At 60.0% G+C, this 24,172-nt stretch carries 26 protein-coding genes, 1 tRNA gene and 1 pseudogene; 15 read left to right on the forward strand and 13 right to left on the reverse strand.

The window, feature by feature from the left end; all coding sequences use genetic code 11:
* Positions 1 to 35: 35 nt before the first annotated feature.
* The 9 genes and pseudogenes from FGL86_RS03820 to FGL86_RS03855 all read left to right on the forward strand — a co-directional run bounded on the left by FGL86_RS03820 (position 36) and on the right by FGL86_RS03855 (position 6,425).
* The gene (locus FGL86_RS03820) at positions 36 to 971 is read left to right on the forward strand and encodes a DUF5655 domain-containing protein (protein WP_147183354.1); all 936 of its coding nucleotides are present in this window, start codon (positions 36 to 38) and stop codon (positions 969 to 971) included.
* An 80-nt stretch (positions 972 to 1,051) separates the two neighbouring features.
* Positions 1,052 to 1,966, forward strand: coding sequence for a virulence RhuM family protein/type II toxin-antitoxin system death-on-curing family toxin (locus FGL86_RS03825; RefSeq protein WP_147183355.1), 915 nt, complete (start codon positions 1,052 to 1,054; stop codon positions 1,964 to 1,966).
* 327 nt (positions 1,967 to 2,293) lie between these two features.
* Positions 2,294 to 2,692, forward strand: a pseudogene (locus tag FGL86_RS18355) (DUF6544 family protein); the annotation flags it as partial.
* Positions 2,693 to 2,835: 143 nt separating this feature from the next.
* Complete coding sequence (locus tag FGL86_RS03830; RefSeq protein ID WP_147183356.1) at positions 2,836 to 3,240, forward strand: transposase; 405 nt, start codon at positions 2,836 to 2,838, stop codon at positions 3,238 to 3,240.
* Positions 3,237 to 4,349, forward strand: coding sequence for an IS3 family transposase (locus tag FGL86_RS03835; protein WP_147183357.1), 1,113 nt, complete (start codon positions 3,237 to 3,239; stop codon positions 4,347 to 4,349). Before FGL86_RS03830 ends, FGL86_RS03835 begins: the two co-directional genes overlap by 4 nt.
* Positions 4,346 to 4,594 (forward strand): DUF6544 family protein, encoded by a 249-nt coding sequence (locus tag FGL86_RS03840; RefSeq protein WP_222433792.1) that lies wholly within the window; start codon positions 4,346 to 4,348, stop codon positions 4,592 to 4,594. The genes FGL86_RS03835 and FGL86_RS03840 overlap by 4 nt, the downstream gene beginning before the upstream one ends.
* Positions 4,595 to 4,659: 65 nt before the next feature.
* On the forward strand, positions 4,660 to 5,676 hold the full coding sequence (locus FGL86_RS03845) for an Acg family FMN-binding oxidoreductase (protein ID WP_147183358.1): 1,017 nt from the start codon (positions 4,660 to 4,662) through the stop codon (positions 5,674 to 5,676).
* Between the two features lie 207 nt (positions 5,677 to 5,883).
* Entirely contained in the window at positions 5,884 to 6,204 is a 321-nt protein-coding gene (locus FGL86_RS18360) for a DUF4258 domain-containing protein (protein ID WP_147183359.1), read from the forward strand.
* A gap of 5 nt (positions 6,205 to 6,209) precedes the next feature.
* Positions 6,210 to 6,425, forward strand: coding sequence for a hypothetical protein (locus tag FGL86_RS03855; protein WP_147183360.1), 216 nt, complete (start codon positions 6,210 to 6,212; stop codon positions 6,423 to 6,425).
* Positions 6,426 to 6,534: 109 nt separating this feature from the next.
* On the opposite strand, the gene FGL86_RS03860 is transcribed toward FGL86_RS03855, so the two are convergent.
* The 3 genes from FGL86_RS03860 to FGL86_RS03870 form a co-directional block, all read right to left on the reverse strand.
* Positions 6,535 to 7,602: a tartrate dehydrogenase gene (locus tag FGL86_RS03860; protein WP_147183361.1), complete on the reverse strand. Its 1,068-nt coding sequence runs from the start codon at positions 7,600 to 7,602 to the stop codon at positions 6,535 to 6,537.
* A gap of 135 nt (positions 7,603 to 7,737) precedes the next feature.
* On the reverse strand, positions 7,738 to 8,301 hold the full coding sequence (gene sodC, locus FGL86_RS03865; RefSeq protein WP_147183362.1) for a superoxide dismutase family protein: 564 nt from the start codon (positions 8,299 to 8,301) through the stop codon (positions 7,738 to 7,740).
* Positions 8,302 to 8,508: 207 nt separating this feature from the next.
* Positions 8,509 to 8,585 (reverse strand) — tRNA-Arg (locus tag FGL86_RS03870).
* A gap of 194 nt (positions 8,586 to 8,779) precedes the next feature.
* Between FGL86_RS03870 and FGL86_RS03875 the strand changes: the two genes are divergently transcribed.
* Entirely contained in the window at positions 8,780 to 9,724 is a 945-nt protein-coding gene (locus FGL86_RS03875; protein ID WP_147183363.1) for a c-type cytochrome, read from the forward strand.
* A 76-nt stretch (positions 9,725 to 9,800) separates the two neighbouring features.
* On the opposite strand, the gene rep is transcribed toward FGL86_RS03875, so the two are convergent.
* The 4 genes from rep to pyrE all read right to left on the reverse strand — a co-directional run bounded on the left by rep (position 9,801) and on the right by pyrE (position 13,752).
* Positions 9,801 to 11,864, reverse strand: a complete 2,064-nt coding sequence (rep, locus tag FGL86_RS03880; protein ID WP_147183364.1) for a DNA helicase Rep — start codon at positions 11,862 to 11,864, stop codon at positions 9,801 to 9,803.
* Positions 11,864 to 12,358: a tRNA (uridine(34)/cytosine(34)/5-carboxymethylaminomethyluridine(34)-2'-O)-methyltransferase TrmL gene (trmL, locus tag FGL86_RS03885; protein ID WP_147183365.1), complete on the reverse strand. Its 495-nt coding sequence runs from the start codon at positions 12,356 to 12,358 to the stop codon at positions 11,864 to 11,866. The genes rep and trmL overlap by 1 nt, the downstream gene beginning before the upstream one ends.
* Positions 12,359 to 12,461: 103 nt before the next feature.
* Complete coding sequence (locus FGL86_RS03890) at positions 12,462 to 13,016, reverse strand: YfaZ family outer membrane protein (protein ID WP_147183366.1); 555 nt, start codon at positions 13,014 to 13,016, stop codon at positions 12,462 to 12,464.
* A gap of 79 nt (positions 13,017 to 13,095) precedes the next feature.
* Positions 13,096 to 13,752 carry an orotate phosphoribosyltransferase gene (gene pyrE / locus FGL86_RS03895; protein WP_147186075.1) on the reverse strand — a complete coding sequence of 219 codons (657 nt, stop codon included), beginning with the start codon at positions 13,750 to 13,752 and terminating at the stop codon, positions 13,096 to 13,098.
* Positions 13,753 to 13,882: 130 nt separating this feature from the next.
* On the opposite strand from pyrE, the gene FGL86_RS03900 reads away from it, so the two are divergent.
* Complete coding sequence (locus tag FGL86_RS03900) at positions 13,883 to 14,650, forward strand: exodeoxyribonuclease III (RefSeq protein WP_147183367.1); 768 nt, start codon at positions 13,883 to 13,885, stop codon at positions 14,648 to 14,650.
* A gap of 113 nt (positions 14,651 to 14,763) precedes the next feature.
* Here FGL86_RS03900 and rph read toward each other — a convergent pair whose 3' ends face one another.
* Positions 14,764 to 15,516, reverse strand: a complete 753-nt coding sequence (gene rph / locus FGL86_RS03905) for a ribonuclease PH (protein ID WP_147183368.1) — start codon at positions 15,514 to 15,516, stop codon at positions 14,764 to 14,766.
* 136 nt (positions 15,517 to 15,652) lie between these two features.
* On the opposite strand from rph, the gene FGL86_RS03910 reads away from it, so the two are divergent.
* From FGL86_RS03910 to FGL86_RS03920, 3 genes are all read left to right on the forward strand, one after another.
* On the forward strand, positions 15,653 to 16,516 hold the full coding sequence (locus FGL86_RS03910; RefSeq protein WP_147183369.1) for a YicC/YloC family endoribonuclease: 864 nt from the start codon (positions 15,653 to 15,655) through the stop codon (positions 16,514 to 16,516).
* Between the two features lie 115 nt (positions 16,517 to 16,631).
* A protein-coding gene (locus tag FGL86_RS03915; RefSeq protein ID WP_425468303.1) for an IS3 family transposase occupies positions 16,632 to 17,764 on the forward strand; the annotation gives its coding sequence in 2 pieces (ribosomal slippage) (positions 16,632 to 16,887 and positions 16,887 to 17,764; 1,134 coding nt in all).
* Between the two features lie 118 nt (positions 17,765 to 17,882).
* A complete protein-coding gene (locus tag FGL86_RS03920) occupies positions 17,883 to 18,467 on the forward strand; it encodes a sugar O-acetyltransferase (RefSeq protein WP_281288531.1) in 585 nt (194 codons plus the stop codon).
* A gap of 144 nt (positions 18,468 to 18,611) precedes the next feature.
* On the opposite strand, the gene FGL86_RS18365 is transcribed toward FGL86_RS03920, so the two are convergent.
* Together FGL86_RS18365 and FGL86_RS03935 are read right to left on the reverse strand one after the other, a co-directional pair.
* Positions 18,612 to 18,722: a hypothetical protein gene (locus tag FGL86_RS18365; RefSeq protein WP_222433793.1), complete on the reverse strand. Its 111-nt coding sequence runs from the start codon at positions 18,720 to 18,722 to the stop codon at positions 18,612 to 18,614.
* A gap of 271 nt (positions 18,723 to 18,993) precedes the next feature.
* Entirely contained in the window at positions 18,994 to 20,202 is a 1,209-nt protein-coding gene (locus FGL86_RS03935; RefSeq protein WP_147183372.1) for an MFS transporter, read from the reverse strand.
* Between the two features lie 76 nt (positions 20,203 to 20,278).
* Here FGL86_RS03935 and FGL86_RS03940 point away from each other — a divergent pair, with 76 nt between their 5' ends.
* Positions 20,279 to 20,491, forward strand: a complete 213-nt coding sequence (locus FGL86_RS03940; protein ID WP_147183373.1) for a hypothetical protein — start codon at positions 20,279 to 20,281, stop codon at positions 20,489 to 20,491.
* 8 nt (positions 20,492 to 20,499) lie between these two features.
* Here FGL86_RS03940 and FGL86_RS03945 read toward each other — a convergent pair whose 3' ends face one another.
* From FGL86_RS03945 to FGL86_RS03955, 3 genes are all read right to left on the reverse strand, one after another.
* Positions 20,500 to 21,354 carry a PA4780 family RIO1-like protein kinase gene (locus FGL86_RS03945; protein ID WP_147183374.1) on the reverse strand — a complete coding sequence of 285 codons (855 nt, stop codon included), beginning with the start codon at positions 21,352 to 21,354 and terminating at the stop codon, positions 20,500 to 20,502.
* A 23-nt stretch (positions 21,355 to 21,377) separates the two neighbouring features.
* Positions 21,378 to 22,778: an ATP-dependent RNA helicase DbpA gene (gene dbpA / locus FGL86_RS03950; RefSeq protein ID WP_246131723.1), complete on the reverse strand. Its 1,401-nt coding sequence runs from the start codon at positions 22,776 to 22,778 to the stop codon at positions 21,378 to 21,380.
* 124 nt (positions 22,779 to 22,902) lie between these two features.
* Positions 22,903 to 24,081, reverse strand: coding sequence for an MFS transporter (locus tag FGL86_RS03955; RefSeq protein ID WP_147183376.1), 1,179 nt, complete (start codon positions 24,079 to 24,081; stop codon positions 22,903 to 22,905).
* Positions 24,082 to 24,172 lie beyond the last annotated feature (91 nt).

The following is a 24,172-nucleotide window of genomic DNA, read 5'->3' on the forward strand; positions in this document are numbered from 1 at the left end:
ATGAACACGGCGTTAGAAATCATAAGGATAGACAAGTGCCGATCTTCGAAATTTACCAAAATGACTTATTGCGAGTTGAGCAGAAGAACTTTGTCCTTGAGAAAGATCTTCAATTCCTTATCGAACGGAATTTGGAGGTCGTCTTCAATTGCCACTTCGTAGCCACCGAGTTCTCAACCGGCACGGTGCATGCTGGCCGTATCGACACATTGGCACTATCGGAAGAAAATAACCCAGTTATAATCGAATATAAGAAAGTGGAATCTTCAGAGCTTATCAACCAAAGTCTTTTTTACCTTCATTGGATTCGGGATCATAAAGGTGATTTCGAGATGGCCGTTCAGAAAGCACTTGGTCCAGACGTTAAGGTTGATTGGTCGGACATTCGGGTCATTTGCATTGCTCCAAACTATAAGAAATATGACTTGCACGCCGTACAAGTTATGGGTGCAAATATTGAGCTATGGAAATATCGTTTATACACAAATAACAGCTTGTATCTGGAAGAGGTGTTCGGTGGTTCTTCCGAGGCCATCACAATTGATTCAAACTTGGAAAAAAATCCGACCATGGTTGCTGCTGGTAAGAAAGCCGCACAAGTGCGGGCTACCGCGAGCTATACCTACGAGGAGCACCTCGAAAACAAGAGCCCAGCCATTAAAGAATTGATGCAGGAAATTCGAGAAGTCGTTGTCGGTTTGGATTCCACAATTGAGGAGGTCCCGAAGAAATTCTATATTGCGTATAAGGCATCTCAAAATATTGTTTGCATGGAGCCTCAGAAGAAACACATCAAGTTGTTCCTGAAGCTTCGTCCGCAAGACATTGTGGACCCACCCACCACGTATCGTGATGTCAGCAAGATTGGGCATTATGGAACAGGTGACGTCGAATTTACCGTAGCAAGTTCAGCAGAGCTCGAAGAAATCAAGAAGTTCATTGAGCTGGCTTACAATAAGGTAGGTGGATAGTGGCATCTAATGTTGGCAGCCAGCCACCCATTGCCATCTATCAGGCCGCTAATAAGACGGTCGAAGTGCGGCTAGACACTATGCAGGAAACAATCTGGCTGCGTCAGGAGCAGATGGGTGAGCTATTCGGCCGCGAGCGATCGGTAATAACCAAGCACCTGCGTAATATCTTCCGGGAAGGCGAATTAGACGAGAAAAGCAATGTGCAAAATTTGCACATTGCCGGCTCCGATAAGCCGGTGAAGTTCTACAACCTGGATGTCGTCATTTCCGTTGGCTACCGGGTCAAGTCTCACGAGGCGACCTATTTCCGCCAATGGGCTACTCGAATACTGCGCGAGCACCTCACCCAAGGCTGGACGCTGAACCGCCAGCGCTTCGAGGAGAATGCCCGGGAGCTGGAGGCGGCCATGGCTCTGGTGCGCCAGACGGCTCGCAGCCCGGCGCTGGATACCACCAGTGGCCGTGGCCTCGTGGATATCGTCACCCGCTACGCCCAGACCTTCCTGCTGCTGCAGCGCTACGACGAGGGCTTGCTGACCGAGCCCAGCGCTCAGCCAGGCGGCCAGCTACCAACCTTGGCGGAAGCCCGTGCGGCGCTGGCCTCGCTCAAGGCCGAGCTGATGGCGCGCGGCGAAGCCACGGAGTTGTTCGCTCGCGAGCGCGGTGACGGCCTCGAGGCGCTGCTGGGCAACCTCGACCAGACGGTCTTCGGCGAGCCGGCCTATCCTTCGGTGGAAGCCAAGGCGGCGCACCTGCTCTATTTCGTGGTCAAGAATCATCCCCTCGTCGACGGCAACAAGCGCAGCGCGGCCTATCTGTTCGTCGACTTCCTCTACCGCAACGAACGACTGCTCGACGTCCACGGCGAGGCGGTGATCAACGACGTGGGACTCGCCGCCCTGACGCTCTTGATTGCCGAGTCCGATCCGGCCAACAAGGAAACCATGATCCGCCTGACCATGAATATGCTGGCCCGCCCGGACGATGTCTGATCTACGATTCCTTTCAGAAGATTAAATACACTCGGCAATAGCTCGGCCCAGCGACTCGGAGACCCCCTGGCCGGCGATGCCCGGCGCTGCCGTGTCAAACCAGGCGCTCAACCGAGCTCGGAACCGCTTCACGGTCTCGCTACACTCGGGATATCGGGAGGCGAATTGAGAACCTTGTAGATGCTGCTAAACGTTCTACTCCTTGCGCTCTTGCTGGCAGGCTTGGGGCTTGCGCTCTTGCGATGGTCTGATCACCGGGCTGATCGAAAGGCCATGAATCGGCTTGCAGCGACGCAGCCGACAGGGCCTGCCTGTTTCAACCCGGAGATGGTCGCCGATCTGCCGGAGCCCGCCCGGCGTTATTTTCTCTACACGATTGCCCCGGGCACGCGCCTTTATACGGTAGCCAGTATCACCATGGCGGGGCGGTTCGGGATGGGCACAAAGGCCGACCCTAAATATCTTGATATGACGGCGATTCAGACCCTGGCCATGCCTGCCGGCTTTGTGTGGAAGATGAACGCGAGGCGTGACCTGCTGCGCCTATCCGGCTCGGACAGCGAGGGCTGGACGCGATTCTGGCTGATGGGGTTGCTGCCGGTGGCACGAATGGGTGGCGATCCGGACCATGGGCGCTCGGCCTTTGGACGCTATGTCGCCGAGGCGGTGTTCTGGACGCCGGCGGCGGTGTTGCCTGGGCCAGGCATTCACTGGGAGCCGGTGGGTGCGGATTGCGCCCGCCTTACCGTGAGCCACCAGGGGCTCTCGCAGTCCGTCGATGTCACGGTCCCTGTGTGTCAACCTGAATCCATACACCGGCTCAGTGAGTTAAGCTCAATATCAGAGCCCGAGGTTCAGGAGCCCGTATCATGCCTAAACCGCCAACCGCGCTGCCCGATCATCAGGTCACGCCGAACCCCAAGCTGGAGAAGCGCACGCGTCGTCAGTTCTCGACCGAGTACAAGCTGCGCATCCTGGCAGAAGCCGATGCCTGTCGGCATGGCGAACTTGGAGAGCTGCTGCGCCGCGAAAAGCTGTACAGCAGCCAGCTGACCACCTGGCGCAAGGAGCTTGCCGAGAACGGCGTGGAGAAGCTCCACAAGACCGCCCCAGGCCCGAACCCGAGCAAGACCCCGGAGCAGAAGCGTATCGAGGCACTGGAGCGTGAGAACGCCCATCTTCAGCAGAAGCTCTCGACCGCCGAAGATTGCCTATCGCTCCAAAAAAAAGCGTTATCGATGCTCGATCGCATGAACAATGGGAGCGAACCATGATCACGGTGCTCGAAGAGCGCCCGGCGCAGCTTCCATTGGCCATGGCCTGTCGAGCCTTGGGCATCAACCGCAGCACGGTGTACGCCTGGCGAAAACGCCGCCATGAGCCTTCTACTGGGGCCTCCACCTCGCGCCGGCACTGTCCGCAGCCCAGAGCCCTGTCGGCCGAGGAGCGAGCGCAAATGCTGGAGATCGCGCATAGCGAGCCCTACCGGGATCAGCCGGTGTATGAGATCTACCACGACCTGCTGCAGCAAGGGATCTATCTCGGCTCGCTCAGCACCTGGTACCGGCAGCTGCGTGAGGCCAAGGAGAGCGGTGACCGCCGTCCTCAGCGTGCGCCCCAACACCATGCGGTGCCACGCATCACGGCAAGGGCCGCCAATGAGGCGTGGACGTGGGACATCAGCAAATTGCCCACGCGGCGACGCGGCGTCTACCTCAATCTCTACGTGGTGCTGGACCTTTACAGCCGCTTCATCGTGGCCTGGATGGTCTCTCACAAGGAGAATGCCGCCTTGGCTCAGCAGCTCTTCCAGGAGGCCGTAGATCGCTACGGAATCCCGCATGGAGCGCTGACGCTCCACCAGGATCGAGGCTCGCCGATGATCGCCCGGAGCTACCTGGACCTCATGGGAGAGCTGGGGGTGACGTGCAGCCATAGCCGCCCGAGGGTGAGTAATGACAACCCGTTCAGCGAAAGCCAGTTCAAGACCAGCAAGTACCAGCCCGACTATCCCGGGCGCTTCGAGAGCATCGTCCATGCCCGGCAGTGGTATAGCGCCTACGTCGACTGGTACAACCTGCAGCACCATCACAGCGGGCTGGCTGGCTTCACGCCGGAGCAGGTCTTCACCGGCCGATATCGCGAGATAGCGAAGGTCCGCCAGCGAGCGCTCGATGACAGCTTCGAGGCGCACCCCGAGCGGTTCCTACGCGGACGCCCCAAGGTGGTGATGCCTCCGGCCAGTGTCTCGATCAATCCGGTACAGCCCGATGACGACGACCCAGCGCCCTACAGTGTGGTGAACTTCCCGACGCTATCGGCGGCGGGCAACACCGAGACGAAATCGACACTAATTTTTAACGATCTGTCCGAATCAGGTTGACAGGTTCCGCGGTGGCGCCGGATGGTCAGCCGATCCAGGTCCGCTTCGAGCGCTGGAGCAATGCCAATCCGGAGAAGGTGTATCGGCTGCAGCCGTTCGGCGGCTACCTCTCGGCGTTCCAGGAGTTCACCGGGTTCCGCTTGCCCACCCATGTGGAGGCGGGCAACGGCTTCGGCACCGATCAGTACTTTCCTTTCTTTGTGGTGGACGTGACGGATATCGACTTTCCCGAATGGACGACCTGATGCACTTGGAAATATTCACCCAATAGGTCTAATCACCGCTAGTGTTGCGCAGCGAGGTCCACCAGGTGAAATACGAAGCAGCAGTGAAGCGCATTCGTCGTCACACGGAAGGCACTCTGTCTGAAGAGGCGGCATTGCTGAAGGAGATCGTCCGTTACGCCACCCTGGCGCCGTCCGGGCACAACACCCAATGCTGGCGGTTTCGGATCGAGAATCGCGCCATTGCGATCCTGCCGGACCTGTCCCGTCGGACTCCGGTGGTCGATCCGGATGACCATCATCTTCATGTGTCACTGGGATGCGCCACCGAGAACCTGGCCCAGGCGGCAAGGGCGTTCGGGTTCATGGGTAATGGGGTGTTCAGTGCCGCTTCCGACGGCGCAATCACGGTTCCACTGGAAAGATCAAGGGCACAAGAGTCGCCCCTGTTCAAAGCCATTCCCCATCGACAATGCACCCGAAGCGACTTTGACGGCAAGCCCTTGAGCCTCGAAGAACTGCACCGGCTAGAAGCGGCGGGAACCGGTCACGGCGTTGCGCTCCTTATGCTGACCGAGCGAGAAGCCATGGAGAAAGTGCTGGAATATGTGGTTCAGGGCAACAGGATGCAGGTCGACAATCCGAATTTTGTCAGGGAGTTGGAGCGTTGGATACGCTTTAGCGACGGCGAAGCGATCCGCACCGGGGACGGCCTGCCGGCTCGCGTAACCGGTAGCCCACCGGCCCCACGCTGGCTGGGCAGACTGCTGTTTCGTGCCTTCTTTCGGGCAAAGCCCGAGAATGACAAGTACGCCCGCCATATCCGCAGCTCCGCCGGGATCGCCGTGTTCGTGTCGAACCGCGATGACAAGGCGCATTGGATTGAAGCGGGTCGCTGTTACCAACGTTTCGCGCTGCAGGCCACCGCCTTGGGAATCCGGAACGCCTTTATCAACCAGCCGGTAGAGGAAGCCGGCCTTCGCCCCGAATTCGCCAAAGCCCTGGGATTGGGCGACGGGAGGCCCGATCTCGTAGTGCGCTTCGGCCGAGGGAGAGAAATGCCGAAGTCCTTGAGGCGCCCCGTGGAAGCGGTATTACTTTGAATAGCAAACGGGGACAGCCCTGTCGACAAGCTGCGCATCATTAAAATAAGGCATTTGGAAAATTCTCACGATATCCCCGTCGGGCGTTGGCATTTTACCTGATGCGGTGTCTTTCCTTCATATTTTCCGCAAGCCAGACCTTGATCAGCGTACTGCCCTCTCTCAAGATGAAAACGACCACCGTTTAATTAAACCGGAGAGTATCGCTTGAGTGAGTTCCTTGAACGGGTACGCGCCCTCGTTAGGGCCGGGGAAGTTCGCATATCGGAGCACGGGTACGATGAACTGGCGGAGGATCAGCTGACGGCACGAGAGACGCTAGCCGGGGTTTCAACCGCAGTGGTCGTAGAGGAGTATCCGAACTATCCGAAGGGACCGAGCGTCTTACTCTTGCAGAAGGACCGGGCGGGAAGCCCCGTTCATGCGGTATGGGGCATTCCGAAGGGCTACGACAAACCTGTCGTTCTGGTCACCGCTTATAGACCGGATCCCGAGCGGTGGGACAAAAGTTTTATAAGGAGGCGTTGATCATAATGCAGCGGATGAAGACGAAATACGTGCATGAAGGCAACTATGTAGCAGAGGTACGGGTCACGCTGCTCGAGGATGAAACCGCGTGGTCTCCCTACCTGAGCATTGAGGACGCAAACCGACTGGACGACGTAAGGGATGCGCTTCGCCAGGGCAACCTGGAGGCGGCGGCGCGATATGGCCGAATCTACGAGCTTCGTCCGGTAGCGCATCAGTAATGCTTTCTGTCGGCCAGCCACACGACATCTTTTCCAACGACTAAAGATTTCTTCGTCGTTCGTCATTACCCATACGAGCTCCTGAAATAACCGCATTGATTTCAGCAGCTCAAATACGTTCGGCAATAGCCCGCCCCAGCGCCTCGGTAGTGCCCTGGCCGCCCAGGTCGGGCGTAAGCACCTTGCTATCCCCCTCCGCCAGCACCGCCTCGAAGGCGGCGACAATGGCGTCGGCGGCGGCCTTATGGCCCAGGTGTTCGAGCAGCATGGCGCCGGACCAAACCTGGCCGATGGGGTTGGCGATGCCTTTACCGGCGATGTCCGGGGCGCTGCCGTGCACCGGTTCGAAGAGGCTGGGGAAGTCGCCCTCGGGGTTGATGTTGGCGGAAGGCGCCACGCCGATGGTGCCGGTGCAGGCCGGGCCCAGGTCGGAGAGGATATCGCCGAACAGGTTGCTGGCCACCACCACATCGAACCAGTCCGGGTGCAGGACGAAGTTGGCGGTGAGGATATCGATATGGAATTGATCGACCTTCACTTCCGGATAGCGCGCGCCCATGGCGGCGACGCGCTCGTCCCACCAGGGCATGGTGATGGCGATACCGTTGGACTTGGTGGCGGAGGTGAGCTTGCGGCGCGGGCGGCTCTGGGCCAGGTCAAAGGCGAACTTCAGCACCCGGTCGGTGCCGTGGCGGGTCATCACGGTCTCCTGGATCACCACCTCGCGGTCGGTACCTTCGAACATCTTGCCGCCGACGCTGGAGTACTCGCCCTCGGTGTTTTCGCGCACCACGTAGAAGTCGATATCCCCGGGACCGCGATTGGCCAACGGGCTCTTGATGCCCGGCAGCAGCCGGCAGGGGCGCAGGTTGACGTACTGATCGAAGCGCCGGCGGAACTGCAGCAGCGATCCCCACAGGGAAATATGATCGGGAACGATTTCCGGCCAGCCCACCGCCCCATAGAAGATGGCATCGAACCCTTTGAGAGTCTCGAACCAGTCCTCCGGCAGCATTTGTCCGTGCTCAGCGTAGTAATCGCAGCTGGCAAAGTCGAAATGCTCGAACGCGAGGTCGATACTGAAGCGACGGGCGGCAGCGTCCAGCACGCGCAACCCTTCCGGCATCACCTCCTTGCCGATGCCGTCCCCAGGAATGACAGCGATGCGATGGGGCATGGTGAAACTTTCCTTTTTACCGACCTTTCATGCGTCATCCGGTGACACTAGTCCTGTGGCTGCCGATCCTGCCCGTCTACTGAGGCCGAACCGCTCGTGGCTCGGCCAAAGGATAATGCCGAACATGTCGCCTACCTAGATCAGATCAGGCTTCAACTCCGGCTCGGCGGGGAAATCCGCCACACCGCAGGCTACCCGCTCGCCGCCACCGCCCAGCGGCTCGGGCTCGTCCGCGTAGTTATCGCCGCCGGCATGGATCACCAGGGCATGGCCGGCGAGATCGTCCACGGTGAGCCGCGGCGCCAGAATCTGGGCGTCGGCGATACCGTCCTGATTTACCAGCAGCACCGGCAGATCCCCCAGGTGGCCGTCACCGTAAGGCCCGGCGTGCTTGCCGGTAGCGTCGGGATCGAAGTGCCCCGCCGCGGCACCGGCGGCTATCGTTTCGCCGTCCTTTTCCGCCGGCTCGCACAGCGGTCGCTCGTGCACATGAAAGCCATGGGCGCCTGGGGTCAAACCGCTCAGGCCCGGCAGCAGCAGCAGGCCATATTCGCTATCTTCAAGATGTACCGTGCCCATCAACTCGCCGACCCCCTCAGGGCTCACCTTGTGCATGGTGACCTCGACCGCCGCCTGAGCGCCGGTAGCGGCTAATAGACAAATGCCCATAGTCACCATCAATCTGTGTCCAAGTCTCATATCACTCTCCCATCCTGGAATTAGAAGTTCTGACAGAAAATGAAATACATCACTTAGATTAGCCAAACGAGGAATTTTAGCCAGTTATTTAGCGGGCAAATCGAATACGCCTGTCGCCGCGACTCGATACATGATGACTTATCGAGGAGAAAGTCTAAGCCAAGATGCAAAAAAGCCTCGGAATCTCTTCCAAGGCTTTGATAATGCTGGCGCGCCCTATAGGATTCGAACCTATGACCTTTGCCTCCGGAGGGCAACGCTCTATCCAGCTGAGCTAAGGGCGCTTGGGTAATGTGGGGCTCGCACTATGGCGAGACGGCGAGTATCCTAACCGCCAACCTGGCACCTGTCCAGTATCCGCGCTACTGCTGCACTTCGCCGCATTTTTCAGTCAACCGGGTTGCCGGTATACTGGCCCTTCTTGCACGGTGCGAGTACCGGATAGAATTATACAAAGACCGTAAACGAGGTGGTGAGCGTGAAATTCAGCAATCTGTTCTTGGGGTGTCTGGCCACCCTGAGCCTTGGGGCGGCCAGCACTGCCTTGGCTCAAGATGCCATGTCGCGGGAAGCCATCGCCGAGCGCTTGGCGCCGGTGGGGGAACTGTGCCGTGCCGGTGAGGATTGCGGTACCGACACCTCGGCACCGACGCCGGTCAGCGCGGACAGCGGCGCGGCCTCTGGCGACGCGGCATCCGGCGAGGAAATATATGCCAGCGTCTGTACCGCCTGCCACGAAACCGGTGCCGCCGGCTCGCCGGTGAGAGGCGATGAGGAAGCCTGGGCGCCACGCATGGAGCAAGGCATGGCGACGCTTTACGACCATGCCATCAACGGCCTCAATGCCATGCCGGCCAAGGGGGGCAACCCGAATCTTAGCGATCAGGAAGTCAAGGACGCGGTCAACTACCTGACCGAACCGGTACGGGGCGATGACGTGGCGATCGAGACCGACGATGATGCGGCAGCCGGCGATCCGGCGGCCGGCGATCCGGCAGGTGGCGATGCGACCACGGAAGGCGAGACGCAAACCGCCAGCGCCGATACCGCAGAAAGTGAAGCCAGCTCAAGCGAAGACACCGCCGCTGCTGAACAGGCGGCTCCGGAAGAAGCAGGCGATACCACTCAGGTAGCGGCCAGCGATGACGCCGCTACCGGTGGAGCGGCCGAGGGCTCGGATCTTCCCGGCGCCAGCAAGATTGCGGTTTGCACCACCTGTCACGGCCAGGACGGTCATGGCACTTCGCCGATGTATCCCAACCTTGCGGGGCAAAACGCTACTTATCTGGAAAACTCGATGAAGGCCTATCGCGCGGGAGAGCGCCAGGGCGGCATGTCTGCGGTGATGACGCCGATGGCGGCCGGGCTTTCCGACGAGGACATCAAGGACATCGCGGAATACTACAGCCAGCAGACGCCTTGATCGTAGCTGTCTCGCCGAACTCGGTTCATCAAAACAACGGCGAGACGGTCTGGCCCAGTCACGCTAGCCTGACAATCTAGTTCAGCAACGAGCGCAGCCCGGCGATGGCATTCTGCCCCCGGGCTTGTTTCTTTTGCGGATCTTCCTTGTCCGCGCGGCCCTCCCATTCCAGCTCGTCCTGGGGCAGTTCATCCAGGAAACGGCTCGGCGTGCAGTCCATCAGTTCTCCGTAGGCCTTGCGCTGACGGGCTAGAGTCAGGGTCAGGGTGCGCCTCGCGCGGGTGATGCCCACATACGCCAGCCGCCGTTCTTCCTCTACCGTATCCGCCTCGATGGCGTTGCGGTGAGGCAGCAGTTCTTCTTCCAGGCCCATCAGGTAAACGTGCGGGAACTCGAGCCCCTTGGAGGCGTGCATGGTCAGCAGCTGCACCCGGTCGGAGTCGTCTTCCTCCGCCTGCTGTTCGAGAATATCTCGCAGCACCAGCCGGGAAATCGCCGCTTCCACGCTGTCGGTTTCCGTGTTCTCGCTGGCGGTGTTCTCTTCTGACGTCTCCTCCGGATCGCGTTGCATGGACTTCTCGAGCTGATCGATCAGCGTCCACACGTTGGCCAGGCGCCGCTCGGCGATGGTCGGCGCACTGGCGTTCTGATAGAGCCATGCCTCGTAATCCATCTCGATGAGCATGTCGCGAATGGCGGCGATGGCGTCACCGCTGTCCATGCGTCGTCGCACGCCGTCGATGAAGTGAGTGAAGCGTCCCAGGCGCTCCACCGCCCGAGTCGGCAACAGCTGTTCGAGGCCCAGTTCGTGGCAGGCGGCGAACAGCGAGCACTCCCGCTGGGTAGCATAATTGGCGAGCTTCTCCAGGGTGCCCGGGCCGATTTCCCGACGCGGCACGTTGACGATACGCAGAAAGGCGTTGTCGTCCGCGGGATTGATCAACAGACGCAGGTAGGCCATGGCGTCCTTGATCTCGTTGCGGGAGAAGAAGGAGGTGCCGCCGGAGAGCTTGTAGGGAATCTGGTAGTGCTGCAGCTTCAACTCCAGAATCCGCGCCTGGAAATTGCCCCGATAGAGCACTGCGAAATCCCGCCACTCGGCGCGCTCCTTGATGCGCCGAGTCAGGATCTCGCCGGCCACCCGCTCCGCTTCCGCCTCCTCGTGACGATTGACCACCACCCGGATCGGGTCGCCGCGGCCCATCTCCGACCACAGGGTCTTCTCGTAGACGTGGGGGTTATTACTGATCAAGGTGTTGGCGGCGCCCAGGATGGTGCCAGTGGAACGATAGTTCTGCTCCAGCTTGATGACCTTGAGACTGGGAAAATCCTCTCCTAGAGTGACCAGGTTTTCCGGCCGCGCCCCCCGCCAAGCGTAGATCGACTGGTCGTCGTCACCCACCACGGTGAAGGTGGCGCGCTCCCCCATCAAAAGCTTGACCAGCAGATACTGGCTGATGTTGGTGTCCTGATATTCGTCCACCAGCATGTAGTGAATCTTGCGCCGCCAGCGGGCCAGGGCTTCCGGATCGTTTTGCAGAAGCACTACCGGCAGCAGGATCAGATCGTCGAAATCCACCGCGTTGTAGGCCTTGAGATGGCGGCCGTAGGCCTCGTAGGCCCGGGCGGCGTAATGCTCGTCCTGATCCGCCGCATGAGAAAGCGCCTCCCCCGGCAGTATCAGGTCATTCTTCCAGTTTGAGATTCGGTGCTGCACCCGGTTGATCTGATCCGCGTCCACCTGGGCGTCCTTCTGCAGCAGATCCCGCAGCAGCGCCTTGGCGTCTTCTGGATCGAACAGGGAGAAACCCGGCTTGTAGCCCAGCGCCTTGAGTTCGGCTCGGATGATATTGAGCCCCAGGGTGTGGAAGGTGGAGACGGTCAGGCCGTGACCCTCGCGACCCTTGAGCATCGTTCCCACCCGCTCCTTCATTTCCCGAGCGGCCTTGTTCGTGAAGGTCACCGCGGCGATGCGCCGGGCGCTCATGCCGCATTCCTGCACCAGATAGGCGATCTTAGAGGTGATCACGCTGGTCTTGCCGGAACCTGCCCCGGCCAGCACCAGACAGGGACCGTCGATATAGCGCACGGCTTCCTGCTGGCGGGGGTTGAGCTTGGCGAGGCGTTCGCGAATCGACATCAACCCGCCTCGCCGTCGAAGGCGCAGGGAAGCTCGGCTCCTTTGAAATCCAGCTGGCGCCAGGCTTCATAGACGATGATCGCGCAGGCGTTGGAAAGGTTCAGGCTGCGGCTGTCCGCCAGCATGGGAATACGCAGGCGCTGTTCCGCCGGCAGGGCGTTCAGCATGGCCTGAGGCAGACCGCGAGTTTCCGGGCCGAACACCAGCACGTCGCCTTCGCGATAGCGCGGCTCGTGATAGCCGGTGCGGCCCCGGGTGGAAATGGCGAAGATGCGCTTAGGCAGTGTTTCCTCGATGAAGGCGCGCCACTGAGCGTACACCCTGACCCGCGCCCACTCGTGATAATCCAACCCCGCCCGACGCAGACGCTTGTCGTCCAAGGCGAACCCCAGCGGCTCGATCAAATGCAGGCGAAAGCCGGTATTGGCGCAAAGCCGGATCAGATTGCCGGTATTGGGGGGGATTTCCGGCTCGAACAACACGATATCAAGCATCGAGATCACTGGTAGGGAAAGTGGCGCTTCAAGCAATCGGCGCCCAGCAGGGCGCCGATTGCATCTGACTGCTTCTCAGGATAATGCGCTTGGGCGAACTTGCCTAGAATCCTATGCTGACGCCCAGGGTCGGGCCGCTATCCAGGGTCTTCTTGCCCCGGTCATCGAACTTGGTGCGGTAGTACTGATAGCCGCCGTAGACATAAGTCTGGGAAAACAGGTTGACCCGGGCCTGAGCGCCGTAATTATAACTCTTCTCGATATCTCCATGGCTGAGCCCGTCCGGCGTGTAGAAGCCATAGGCGCCCACGGAGGTCAGCGGGATCGGCGTGCCGACGAAGGCGGAGCCGCCCAGTCCCAGGCCGCCACCGTCGCCGTAGTGAGTGTCCTGGTACTGATAGCGGCCGCCCACGGCCAGATCGACGATCGGCAGATAGGGAGCAAACATCAGCGAACCGGAATACAGATCCACGTCGCGGCCGCTGTCATCGGAGGTGAAATAACCGACACCGGCACGCAACGTAGGCGCGATGCTCTGGCTTGCCTCGACGCCGAATCCATCGTCATGGCCGCTGACGGAAAGGCTCAGCGCTAAGGCATTGTGACTCATAAGCAAGAGCGCGGCGGACGCCAGTAGGTAACCGGATTTTTTCAGCATGATGAAGACTCCATTGAAAATCATCTTAGGCTGCTTACCATATAAGTATAGCATGGTCGATACCATCTTGGTCGACGTCTCAGGGCGTATCGACGCCGTAATGGGCGCGATAGTCGCGAATGGCCGGGGCGTATTGTCGCAGCTCTTCCTCGGCGTGACGCTCCAGGTATTCGAGCACCTGATTCAGCGTGACGATGCTGATCACCGGCATGCGGTAGTTGGCCTCGACTTCCTGAATGGCGCTGAGGGCGCCTTGGCCGCGCTCCTGACGATTCAGGGCGATGACCACTCCCGCGGCGTTGGCACCGGCGGCGGCGATCAACTCCATGACCTCGCGAATGGCGGTGCCGGCGGTAATGACATCGTCGATGATCAGCACCCGCCCGGCAAGCTCGGCGCCGACGATATTGCCGCCCTCGCCGTGAGCCTTGGCTTCCTTGCGGTTGAAGGCGAAGGACAGATCGCGATCATGATGATCCGCCAGAGCGACGGCGGTGGTGGCGGCCAGGGAAATACCCTTGTAGGCGGGGCCGAACAGAACGTCCGGGGAGAGGTTGCTGTCCACGATGGTACGGGCATAGAAACGCCCCAGCCGCGCCAGGGCGGTGCCGCTCTTGAACAGGCCGGCATTGAAGAAATAGGGGCTGACGCGGCCGGACTTCAGCGTGAACTCACCGAACTTGAGCACTCCCTGGGCAATGGCGAACTCGATGAACTCTCGTTGATAGTCCTGCATCTTCGCCGCTTCCTGCTCTTTCACCGGCTCGTCTCCTCAGCGCCCGTTATCACATCGATTGATGAAAGCCATTTACTAAAACCTCTAAACCTCAGGTATGATACACGCGCGATATCAAAGGGACCATGGAATGAAAATCGCCACTATCAACGTCAACGGCATCCTTGAGGCCGTCGATCGAGGCTTTCTCGATTGGCTGGCCAACCAGGACGCGGATGTCGTGTGCGTTCAGAACCTGAAAGTCAAGAGCTTCGAGCTGAACGACGAGATCCTCTATCCGGAAGGCTATGAAGGCTACTTTCTCGATGCGGAACAGGACGGTTTCTCCGGCGTGGGGCTCTACTGCCGCAAGATTCCCAAGGCGATCATGTACGGCCTGGGCTTTCCTCAATGCGACAACGAAGGCCGCTTCCTGCAGGCGGATTATGATCGTTTCAGTGTCGCCAGCTTCCTGATGCCGGACGGCAGCGATCCTGCCGCCAAGCAGGCTTTCATGACCCAGTATCAGGAATACCTGAGCAAGATGGCCCGCAAGCGCCGGGAATACATCATCTGCGGCACCTGGCATATCGCTCACAAGACCCTGGATCTCGCCAACTGGGCGGACAACCAGACCACGCCGGGCTTCAAGCCGGAAGAGCGCGCCTGGATGGATCAGGTCTTCGGCCCTATCGGTTTCATCGACACCTTCCGGGAAATCAACCGGGACGGCAACGAGTACACCTGGTGGCCAGCGCTGGATCAGGACCGGCCCCGCTCGCGCCAGGAAGGCTGGCGGGTCGACTATCAGATCGTCGGCCCCAACTTTCGCCAGCATGTCCGCGACGCCTGGATCGACTATGACGCTACATTCTCGGAGTTCGCGCCGCTGATCGTCGAGTACGACCTCACGGTCTAACCGCCGGCCAGTGCAGCGGCTGTCGATATTCCATGACCCCTGCACAACTGACTCTCATACAAGAATGCCGGTTCAAGCCGGCATTCTTGTGTCTGAAGATCAAGCGATAACTATCAGGTGCGAATACCCAGCGTTTCACGCTGATGCTCGAAGAGCTGGCGCCCGGTTGTTTCCGCCAGATCCAGCATGGCGTTGAGTTCCGCCCGGGAAAACGCCGCCGCCTCTGCGGTGCCCTGCACCTCGATCAGCCCGCCCTGCTCGGTCATCACCACGTTCATGTCCGTATCCGCGGCGCTGTCTTCCGGATAGTCCAGGTCCACTATCGGCACGCCCTTGAAGATACCCACGGACACGGAACTGACCAGCTGCTGGAAAGGATCCTTCTTGATCAGCTTCTTGCGCTGCAGGTAGCGAACCGCATCCACCAGCGCCACGCAGCCCCCGGTGATCGAGGCGGTGCGGGTGCCGCCGTCCGCCTGAATCACATCGCAGTCCACGGTGATGGTGAACTCACCGAGATGCTTGAGGTTTACCGCCGCTCGCAGGGAGCGCCCGATCAGGCGCTGGATCTCCAAGGTTCGCCCGCCCTGCTTGCCCCTGGTCGCCTCCCGTCCGCCCCGGGTATGGGTCGCTCGAGGCAGCATGCCGTATTCCGCGGTCACCCAGCCCTGATGCTTGCCTCGCAGCCAGCGCGGCACCCCCGCCTCGACGCTGGCGTTGCACAGCACCTTGGTATCGCCGAACTCCACCAGTACCGAACCTTCCGCATGACGGGTGTAGTCTCGGGTCAGGCGAATCTCTCGGGCTTGCTCCGGCCGACGCCCGCTGGGGCGCTTGACCGGTGATGCAGTAGAAGGCGAGTGCATAACATTCCTTATCGAATCGAACGGGATCGGAAAACGGCCTACATTCTACATGCCTCGCCGCGCGGATTCCCGGTCAACTCATGCAGGCAGCCAATCCGTTACACTAGCCCTATCGCATTCAAACCCAGGAGTTCCCATGGCACACAGCATGACCGCGTTTTCCCGCCAGAGCCATGAAGCCGCTTGGGGCAGCCTGCATCTGGAGCTGCGCTCGGTGAATCAGCGCTACCTGGACCTGCACTTCCGCCTGCCGGAGAGCCTTCGAGCGCTGGAGCCGATCTGGCGCGAAACCCTGCGCAAACGTCTGGCCCGGGGCAAGGTGGAATGCACCCTGCAGTTCGCCCCGGCCACCGTCGGCGCCGGTTTTGGGGTCAACCGTGAGCGCCTCATGGAACTGGCCTTCGCCCTGCAGCAGATACGCGGCGAGATTCCGGATGCCCCCATGCCGGACGCCCTGGCACTGCTCGATCACCCGGGCATCGGCGATGCCCAGGAACCCGATCTGGACGATATCAAGGCCGCCGCCGAAACCTTGTTTTCTCAAGCGCTGGATGAGCTGATCGAGGGCCGCGCGCGAGAAGGAAAGCGTCTGGCGGAACTGATTCAAGCGCGACTCGACAGCACCCAAGAGCAGGTTGCCCAGGTACGCGCCCTGCTCCCGGGTATTCTCGAACGCCAGCACATTTTGCTGCTGGAACGTCTTGAAGCGGTGCGCGCGGAACTCGACCCCCAGCGCCTGGAAGCCGAGCTGGTGCTGATGGCCCAGAAAGCCGACGTGGACGAAGAACTCGACCGTCTGGAAACCCACGTGGCGGAAGTCGCCCGCCAGCTCATCCAGAAAGGTCCCATAGGACGCCGGCTGGACTTCCTGATGCAGGAACTCAACCGGGAAGCCAATACCCTGTCATCGAAATCCGTGGTCGCGGAAACCACCCGCTGCGCCGTGGAACTCAAGGTATTGATCGAACAGATGCGGGAGCAGATTCAGAATATCGAGTGACATATACCCGATTAATGAAAAATCAATAATCTTTTTTTAAGACTATCTGAACTGGACCCCGAAATTTGGACAGGTGCCTAAGCTCTGATTCATCATCTCCCTCAGGAGGAGAATCATGAGCAAGAAACGCCAACAGTACAGCGCTTCATTCAAGTCCAAGGTTGCCCTGGCCGCTCTCAAGGGTGACCAGACCACTTCCGAGATCGCCGCCCGTTTCCAGATCCATCCGACCATGGTCAGCACCTGGAAACGCGAGCTGCTGGAAAATGCCCCTGACCTCTTCGAAGGCAAGAAGAAGGCTGGCAAGCCGTCCAACGAGCCCAACACCGATGAACTCTATCGCGAGATCGGCCGGTTGACGGTGGAACGCGATTTTTTATCGCGCAAGCTCGATCAGTAAGTCGTCGACGCCGGTTGGCGATGATCGAGCGCGACCACCCTGATATCAGCATGACGCGCCAATGTGAATTGCTCAAATTGAGCCGCTCATCGGTGTACTACCGTCCTCGGCAACAGCGTCAGAAGGATTTGAATCTCATGTATCTACTTGATCAGCAACATCTGGAAACGCCGTATTACGGGTCTCGCAAAATGCGGGCGTTCCTGCAGCGCCAGGGCTATCAGGTAAACCGCAAGCGAGTCCAGCGACTGATGCGCACCATGGGCCTGCAGGCGGTATACCCGCGTCCGAGAACCAGCATTCCCGGCGAGGGGCACAAGGTTTATCCCTACCTGCTCAAAGGGCGCCGGATCGACCGGCCCAACCAGGTGTGGGCCGCCGATATCACGTATGCGCCGCTGGCCCGGGGCTTCATGTACCTGGTGGCCATCATGGACTGGCACACTCGCAAGGTGCTGTCCTGGCGCGTCTCGAACACCCTGGACGCTGACTTCTGCGTTGATGCTCTGGAGGAGGCCCTGCAACGTCATGGAACGCCGGAAATCTTCAACACGGATCAGGGTGTCCAGTTCACCAGTGAAGCCTTCACCGATGTTCTCAAGCATCATGGCATCCGGATCAGCATGGACGGCAAGGGCTGCTACCATGACAATATCTTCGTGGAACGCCTCTGGCGCAGTGTCAAACATGAGTGCATCTACCTCACCGCCTTCGAGGATGGGCGACACTTGAGACAGGCGCTTAACCGGTACTTCCGGCACTACAATCAGGAGCGGTTCCATCAGAGCCATGATTATCAAACACCCGACGAGGTGTATTACCAGCCATCCGTGACCCTGGCAGCTTGAGCCGGGTAAACAAAGAGGTCAGAGCTTAGTAACACCTTCAAGCTGTCCAGCTGATGGGGTCCACCTCAATCTTTAGTAATTCTTTGTCTGTCTAAAACCAATGAGTCGAGGGTACGACGTGGCAAAAAAGACCGAAAAAGAAAAGATGCTGGGAGGCGAACTTTATATCGCCGACTGCCCCGAACTATCGGCTGATCATCGCTACATATCCCAATGGCTGGATCGCTACAACGAGACGAATACCCATACGCAGGCAGAGCGCCAGCCACTGCTGGAAGAGGCATTCGCCCATGTGGGTAAAGGTGTCAATATCCGACCACCCTTTCACTGTGACTACGGCTACAACATCAGCTTGGGCGACGGCGTTTTTCTCAACTTCAATTGCGTCATTCTCGACGTAGTCAAGGTGGCGATCGATGACAAGACTCAAATTGGCCCTGGCGTTCAGCTACTTACCGCCGATCATCCACGAGATCCCGAGCAGCGTGAACGAATGCTGGAGTTCGGGCGCCCGATCAGCATCGGCAAGAATGTCTGGATCGGCGGCGGCGCTATCATCCTACCGGGGGTCGCGATCGGCGATAATGCCCTTATCGGTGCGGGCAGTGTGGTGAACCGCGACGTACCGGCGAATGCTGTCGTGATGGGCAATCCCGCACGAGAAAGGCCTGACTCAGATAGGCATTTCCGCTCGAAAACCTGACAAGCAAACCGGGCGAACGCCATGTTTTCCTGCCGAGCTTGTGCTTCAGGTGTTGGCGGCACTGGAAGCGCCGGGCGAGTGGCTTTATCGCGCTATCTGCTGGATCCTTCGCTCATTCATTAGAAAGTTTATGGAAGGTCAGGATCAAGCCATCACGTTGTGGCCCGCATCAACAAAAGCAATATTGCCCGTCACATTGCGGGCATAGTCGCTGGCAAGACCAACGGCCATATTGCCGATGTCATCAATGGTCACCACGCGTCGTTTTCACGTCAACGCTCGAAGTATCCGCCGCAAAAATGACCGGTCAATGGCATATCCGGCTGCAGCTTGCCCGCTTCATAAGGACCCAGTTTCTTGGCATAGCGTGTATCCAGCAGCACCGGTGCGAAGCGTCCAAAACAAGCACGCCTGTGATCTATGTCTCGCTCCAGCAGCAACCCCCAACCATCCAGCAAGGAACTGCTGAAGATCCGCTGAGGATGACAAGGAAAATTCACGGATACAGATTGGACAGCGGATCGATTCAGACCCTCGCGGCTGCCGGATCCCTGCCACGCTCCACCCAGAGTCCAATGTAGAAAATCACCAGGCCCGCAGCAGCGAGCCCCGCCCCTACCAGCCCGGTGGCGGACCAGACGAAACCCATCTTGACCGTGACGCCGGCAAGCCAGGCGCCTAAAGCGTTGGCCCCATTGAAAGCGGCATGATTGAGAGAGGCCGCCATGGTCTGGGCATCTTCCGCCACGTCCATCAAGCGCGTCTGCAGTGCCGGTCCCAAGGCAACGCTGGTACCCACCAGCCCGACGCAGATGATGCCTAGCCAAAGAGAGTTGGCGGCAAAATAGAAAAGGCCTTGTATGACCAGGCACCAGATCAGAATGGTTGGTATGGCGCTCAGCAGATTCCTGTCCGCCAGGCGTGCGCCTATCAAATTGCCCAGTATGGTACCGACGCCAAAGACCGCCAGTACCAGTGGTCCCAGCGCTTCTCGCATGCCGGCCTGTTCGGTCAGGGTGGGAACCACATAGCTGAATACCGCAAACATCCCGCCAAAACCGATACAGCCTACCGCCAGGGTGAACAGTACTCGATGTTTGGCCAGGGCGGAGAGTTCCCGCTTCGGGCTGGCATTCACATCGGCGGCTTGCGCGGGTACCAGGAGACGCACCAGTCCCGCAGTGATTAGTGCGATCATCCCCACGGCGGCAAAGGCCACCTGCCAACCGAACAGGTTGCCGGCCCAGGTGGCCAGCGGCGCACCGATCAGGATGGCGACGGACAACCCCAGCATCACCCGCCCTATGGCACCGGCACGCTGATCGATGGGGGCTGAGGCGGCGGCCACCAGGGCGGCGATGCCGAAATAGGCGCCGTGGGGCAGGCCGGATATAAAGCGCAAAAGAACGAAAGAAGCAAAGTCAGGGGCAAAGGCGCTCGCCAGATTGCCGATGGCAAAAAGCAGCATCAGGACGATGAGCAAGGCGCGGCGGGGCACCCTCGCCGCCAAAGCAGAGATGAGCGGCGCACCCACCACAACGCCTAGGGCGTAGCTGCTGATCGCATAGCCAACATCGGGCATCGGTACCTGTAGATCCTGAGCCACCCGGTTGACCAGCCCCATGATGACGAATTCGCTGGTGCCGATGCCGAAGCCTCCCAGGGCCAGGACCAGTTCCACCAGTCGCGGATGAGCGCATCCTTCGGATGGCCGGGTTGAGCGGACATCACTCATCCATCATTCTCCTGTTCGCTGAAATATCCAAGCGGGTTTCACCTGATTACCGGGGCACTGCATAAATGCTATCGGCATGTTTCACGTGAAACATGCCGATAGTTATAGAGAACGTCGCAAGAAAATCAGAGGCAATGGAAATTATAGTTATACCGCTATTAAAGTTCTAATGAATTTTTTCGAATACACCGACCATATCGGACTATCAGCGACGGCTCTGGCGAATATCGGCGATATTGCGGTCACCGATCTGGTGGATATAGACCGTACTGACGCTCCCTGCGCCTGACGAGGGCCTTACCAGTCTTCTTCGTCCCAGGATGGCGCTCGGCGGTTGGCCTCCTCGGCACGAACATCGTCGATGACTTCCATCAGATCATCCACGTCGACGCTTGAAGTGTCCGCTTCGAAACGCCCGGACAAGGGCGTATCCGGCTGCAGTCTGCCCGCTTCAAAAAGCGCCCAGATTTCCTTGGCGTAGCGGGTCTCCAGCAGCGCCGGCGCAAAGCGTCCGAAATAGGCACGCATGTTGTTCACGTCCCGCTCCAGCATGCTGGCGGCGCTGTTGTTGCCCGCCGCATCCACCGCCTGGGGCAGATCGATGATCACCGGGCCGGAGGCGTCCAGCAGTACGTTGAACTCGGAAAGATCGCCGTGCACCAGGCCGGCGCAGAGCATGCGCACCACGTCATCGATCACCTTGGCGTGATACTCGAGCGCCTGCTGTTCGGTCAGGGTCACATCGTCCAGCCGCGGCGCGGCGTAGCCTTCCGCGTCGGCGATCATCTCCATCAGCAGCACGCCGTCGACGAAACCGTAGGGCTTGGGCACCCGCACTCCCGCCGCGTCGAGGCGATACAGGGCTTCGACCTCCGCGTTCAGCCAGGCGCTTTCCTGCTCCTTCTGGCCGTAGCGGGTCTTCTTCGACATCGCCCGGGCCCGGCGGCTGTTACGCACCTTGCGGCCTTCCTGATACTGCACCGCCTGCTTGAAACTGCGCTGCTTGGCTTCCTTGAACACCTTGGCGCAGCTGGGCTTGCCGCCCGCGCGCACCACGTATACCTGAGCTTCCTTGCCGCTCATCAACTGGCAGATGACCTCATCGATCATGCCATCATCCACTAACGGTTGTAGTCTCTTGGGTATCTTCATAGCACCTTGAAAATTGATTGAATTCAGGGCCCGATACGTCGCACGCGAAGCGAACGGCCTTTTATTTTTCCGATACGTAGTTTCTCGAGAGCCGCCTTGGCCAACTCCCGATCGATCGCCACATAGGCGCTACGTTCCGACACCTTGATCTTGCCGACTCGGCTACCTTCGATGCCCGCCTCGCCGGTCAAGGCGCCAAGAATATCGCCGGGGCGTATCTTGCGATTCCTGCCGCCCTCTATCTGAAGCGTCGCCTTGGGCGGCAGGAAAGGCTCGCGTTCCAGGTCGTTCGCCGCCGGTAGCCGCTGGCAGGCCAGCGGCTGCTCGAGCAACTCACTCAGTCGCGCCAGGCGATAGTCGTCCTTCTCGGCTACCAGGGTACAGGCGATTCCCGTGGCACCCGCGCGACCGGTACGCCCGACCCGATGCACGTGCACCTCTAGTTCCCGAGGAATACGGTAGTTGAATACCACTTCCAGGGCGTCGATATCCAGCCCCCGCGCGGCTACGTCCGTGGCAACCAGAATCGAAACGCTCTGATTGGCGAACATCAGCAAGACCTGCTCTCGGTCGCGCTGCTCGAGATCGCCGTGCAGGGCAAGCGCACTGAAGCCACGGTCCGCCAGCGCTTGTGCCACCTCGCGAGTTTCGCGCCTGGTGTTGCAGAACACCACGCTGGATACCGGACGATACGCCAGCAGCAGTAGCCGCAGCGCCTCGAACCGCGCCGATTCGTCGTCGATCCGATAGAAGTGCTGGCGAATGCTCGCCGGGTCGTGACTGGCGTCCACCCGCACATCGAGAGGGTCGCGCAGCAAGCCCTCGGCGATCAAACGAACCGGCTCGCTGTAGGTCGCGCTGAACATGAGCGTCTGTCGCGATTTCGGCGTCCGGGCGACAATCGATTCCAGTGACGCCTGAAAGCCCATATCGAGCATCCGATCCGCCTCGTCCAGTACCAGCACCGTGAGATCGGCGAGATCCAGGGAGCCCTTTCGCAGATGCTCCTCTATCCGGCCCGGGGTACCGACGATCACATGCGCGCCGTGGGCCAGGGAATTCAACTGGGGGACGAGAGGCGCTCCGCCGCAGAGAGTGAGCACCTTGAGATTGGCCATGGAGCGCGCCAGGCGCCTGAGCTCGCCGGCGACCTGATCCGCCAGCTCCCGGGTCGGGCACAGGATCAGCGCTTGCGGACGAGAATTCGCCATCTTAATACGAGACAGCACCCCCAGGCCAAAGGCGGCGGTCTTGCCGGAGCCGGTTTTCGCCTGGGCCAGCAGATCCCGCCCCGCCAGTATGCCCGGCAGGCTCTCCGCCTGGATCGGCGTCATGGCGTGATAGCCCAGAGAGGCCAGATTGTCCAGCAGCGCGGGCGCCAGCGGCAAGGCGGTAAAACCGCCGGTAGAAACGGAATCAGTCACGAAAGCGAACCTGAGAAAAAGAAGACGGCGATAGGATAAGCGAGGCAGAACGGGCCTGACGAACGAATGGGAAGCACGATGGCAGCCGAACAGCATAACAGAAATGCGGCCTGCCCGAATCAGTTCAGCCGGTCTTTCTCACCTTCAACAGCGCCAGCAACGCTACTATCCCGGTCAGCGCGACAAAGCCGGCGAACCCCACCCCGGTGGGCGCAAGACCGATCAGCCGCGAGACCAGACCGATCCCCAATACCGGAATGGACAGCGCGATATAGCTGACGATAAAGAAGCTCGAGGTGACCGAGGCGCGCTGGTTGACGGGGCTGGCCTGGGCGATGGCGCCGAGCCCGGCGCGAAAGGCGACGCCGTGACCGAGCCCGGCGACCAGGGCGCCGCTCAGGAAGATTGTCAGGGATGCCCAGCCGACACCGCTGCCCACCAGGACAGCGCCGAAGATTACTCCCAGACAGCCCAGCGGCAAACGCCGGGATTGCGGGAGGCGATCCTGCAAAAGCTGCCCCAGGGTCGAGGCGAAGAACACGCTGCCTGCTACCAGCCCGCTCAACGCCAGATTGTCGTAACCCAGCACCTCTTTCATGAAGGCAGGCGCCGTGGCGGTGAAGAAGCCCAACATGGAAAATCCGGCGAAACCGGCGATCGCCGCGGGCAGAAAGATACCGCGCACTTCTGGAGGAACATACAGACGCTGCAGACGCAGTCTCGGCTTGTCCGGACGCTCGACGCTTTCCGGTACTTTGAAGAAGGCCAAGACCGCCAGCAGGCACAGCAGGAAATGTACCGCGTAGGTCAGATGCAGCGGCCAGGGCAGGTATTCCACCAGCAGCCCCGCCGTCACGGGACCCAGCCCGAGTCCGCCCATGTTCACTGCGGTCGCGATAAAGGCCGCAAGCTGTCGCCGGGCTTTCGGCGCCAGTTCCATGACCGCCACCGTTGCCGTGGCGGTGAAGATCCCTGCGGAAACGCCGGAAACCAGCCGGGCGATCAGCAGTCCGCTCAAGCCGTCGCTGATCCAGAACAGCACGTCGCTGATTGCCGCCGCCGCCAGGCCGGCAAACAGCAAGGGCTTGCGGCCAAGCTCATCCGACCAACGCCCGGTGATGATCAAGGCGCCCATCACCCCCACCGCGTAGACCGCGAAGATGACGGTGATGATCAGCTGTGAAAACCCGTACTGCTGCTGGTAAAGCGGATACAGCGGCGTGGGCATGGTGGTGCCCAGCATGGTGATCAGAAAGGTGAAGGCGACAACGGCGAAGGCCCAGGGCGAGCGAGGATCGGACATGACGACATCCTTGTGGCGCTGAATTCGGCACGGCTTCAGGCTGCATGACCGCCGGCACATCCAGGCAAGATGAGCCCTGCCGGGAGTTATG

The organism is Pistricoccus aurantiacus, from assembly GCF_007954585.1.
Classification (GTDB): domain Bacteria; phylum Pseudomonadota; class Gammaproteobacteria; order Pseudomonadales; family Halomonadaceae; genus Pistricoccus; species Pistricoccus aurantiacus.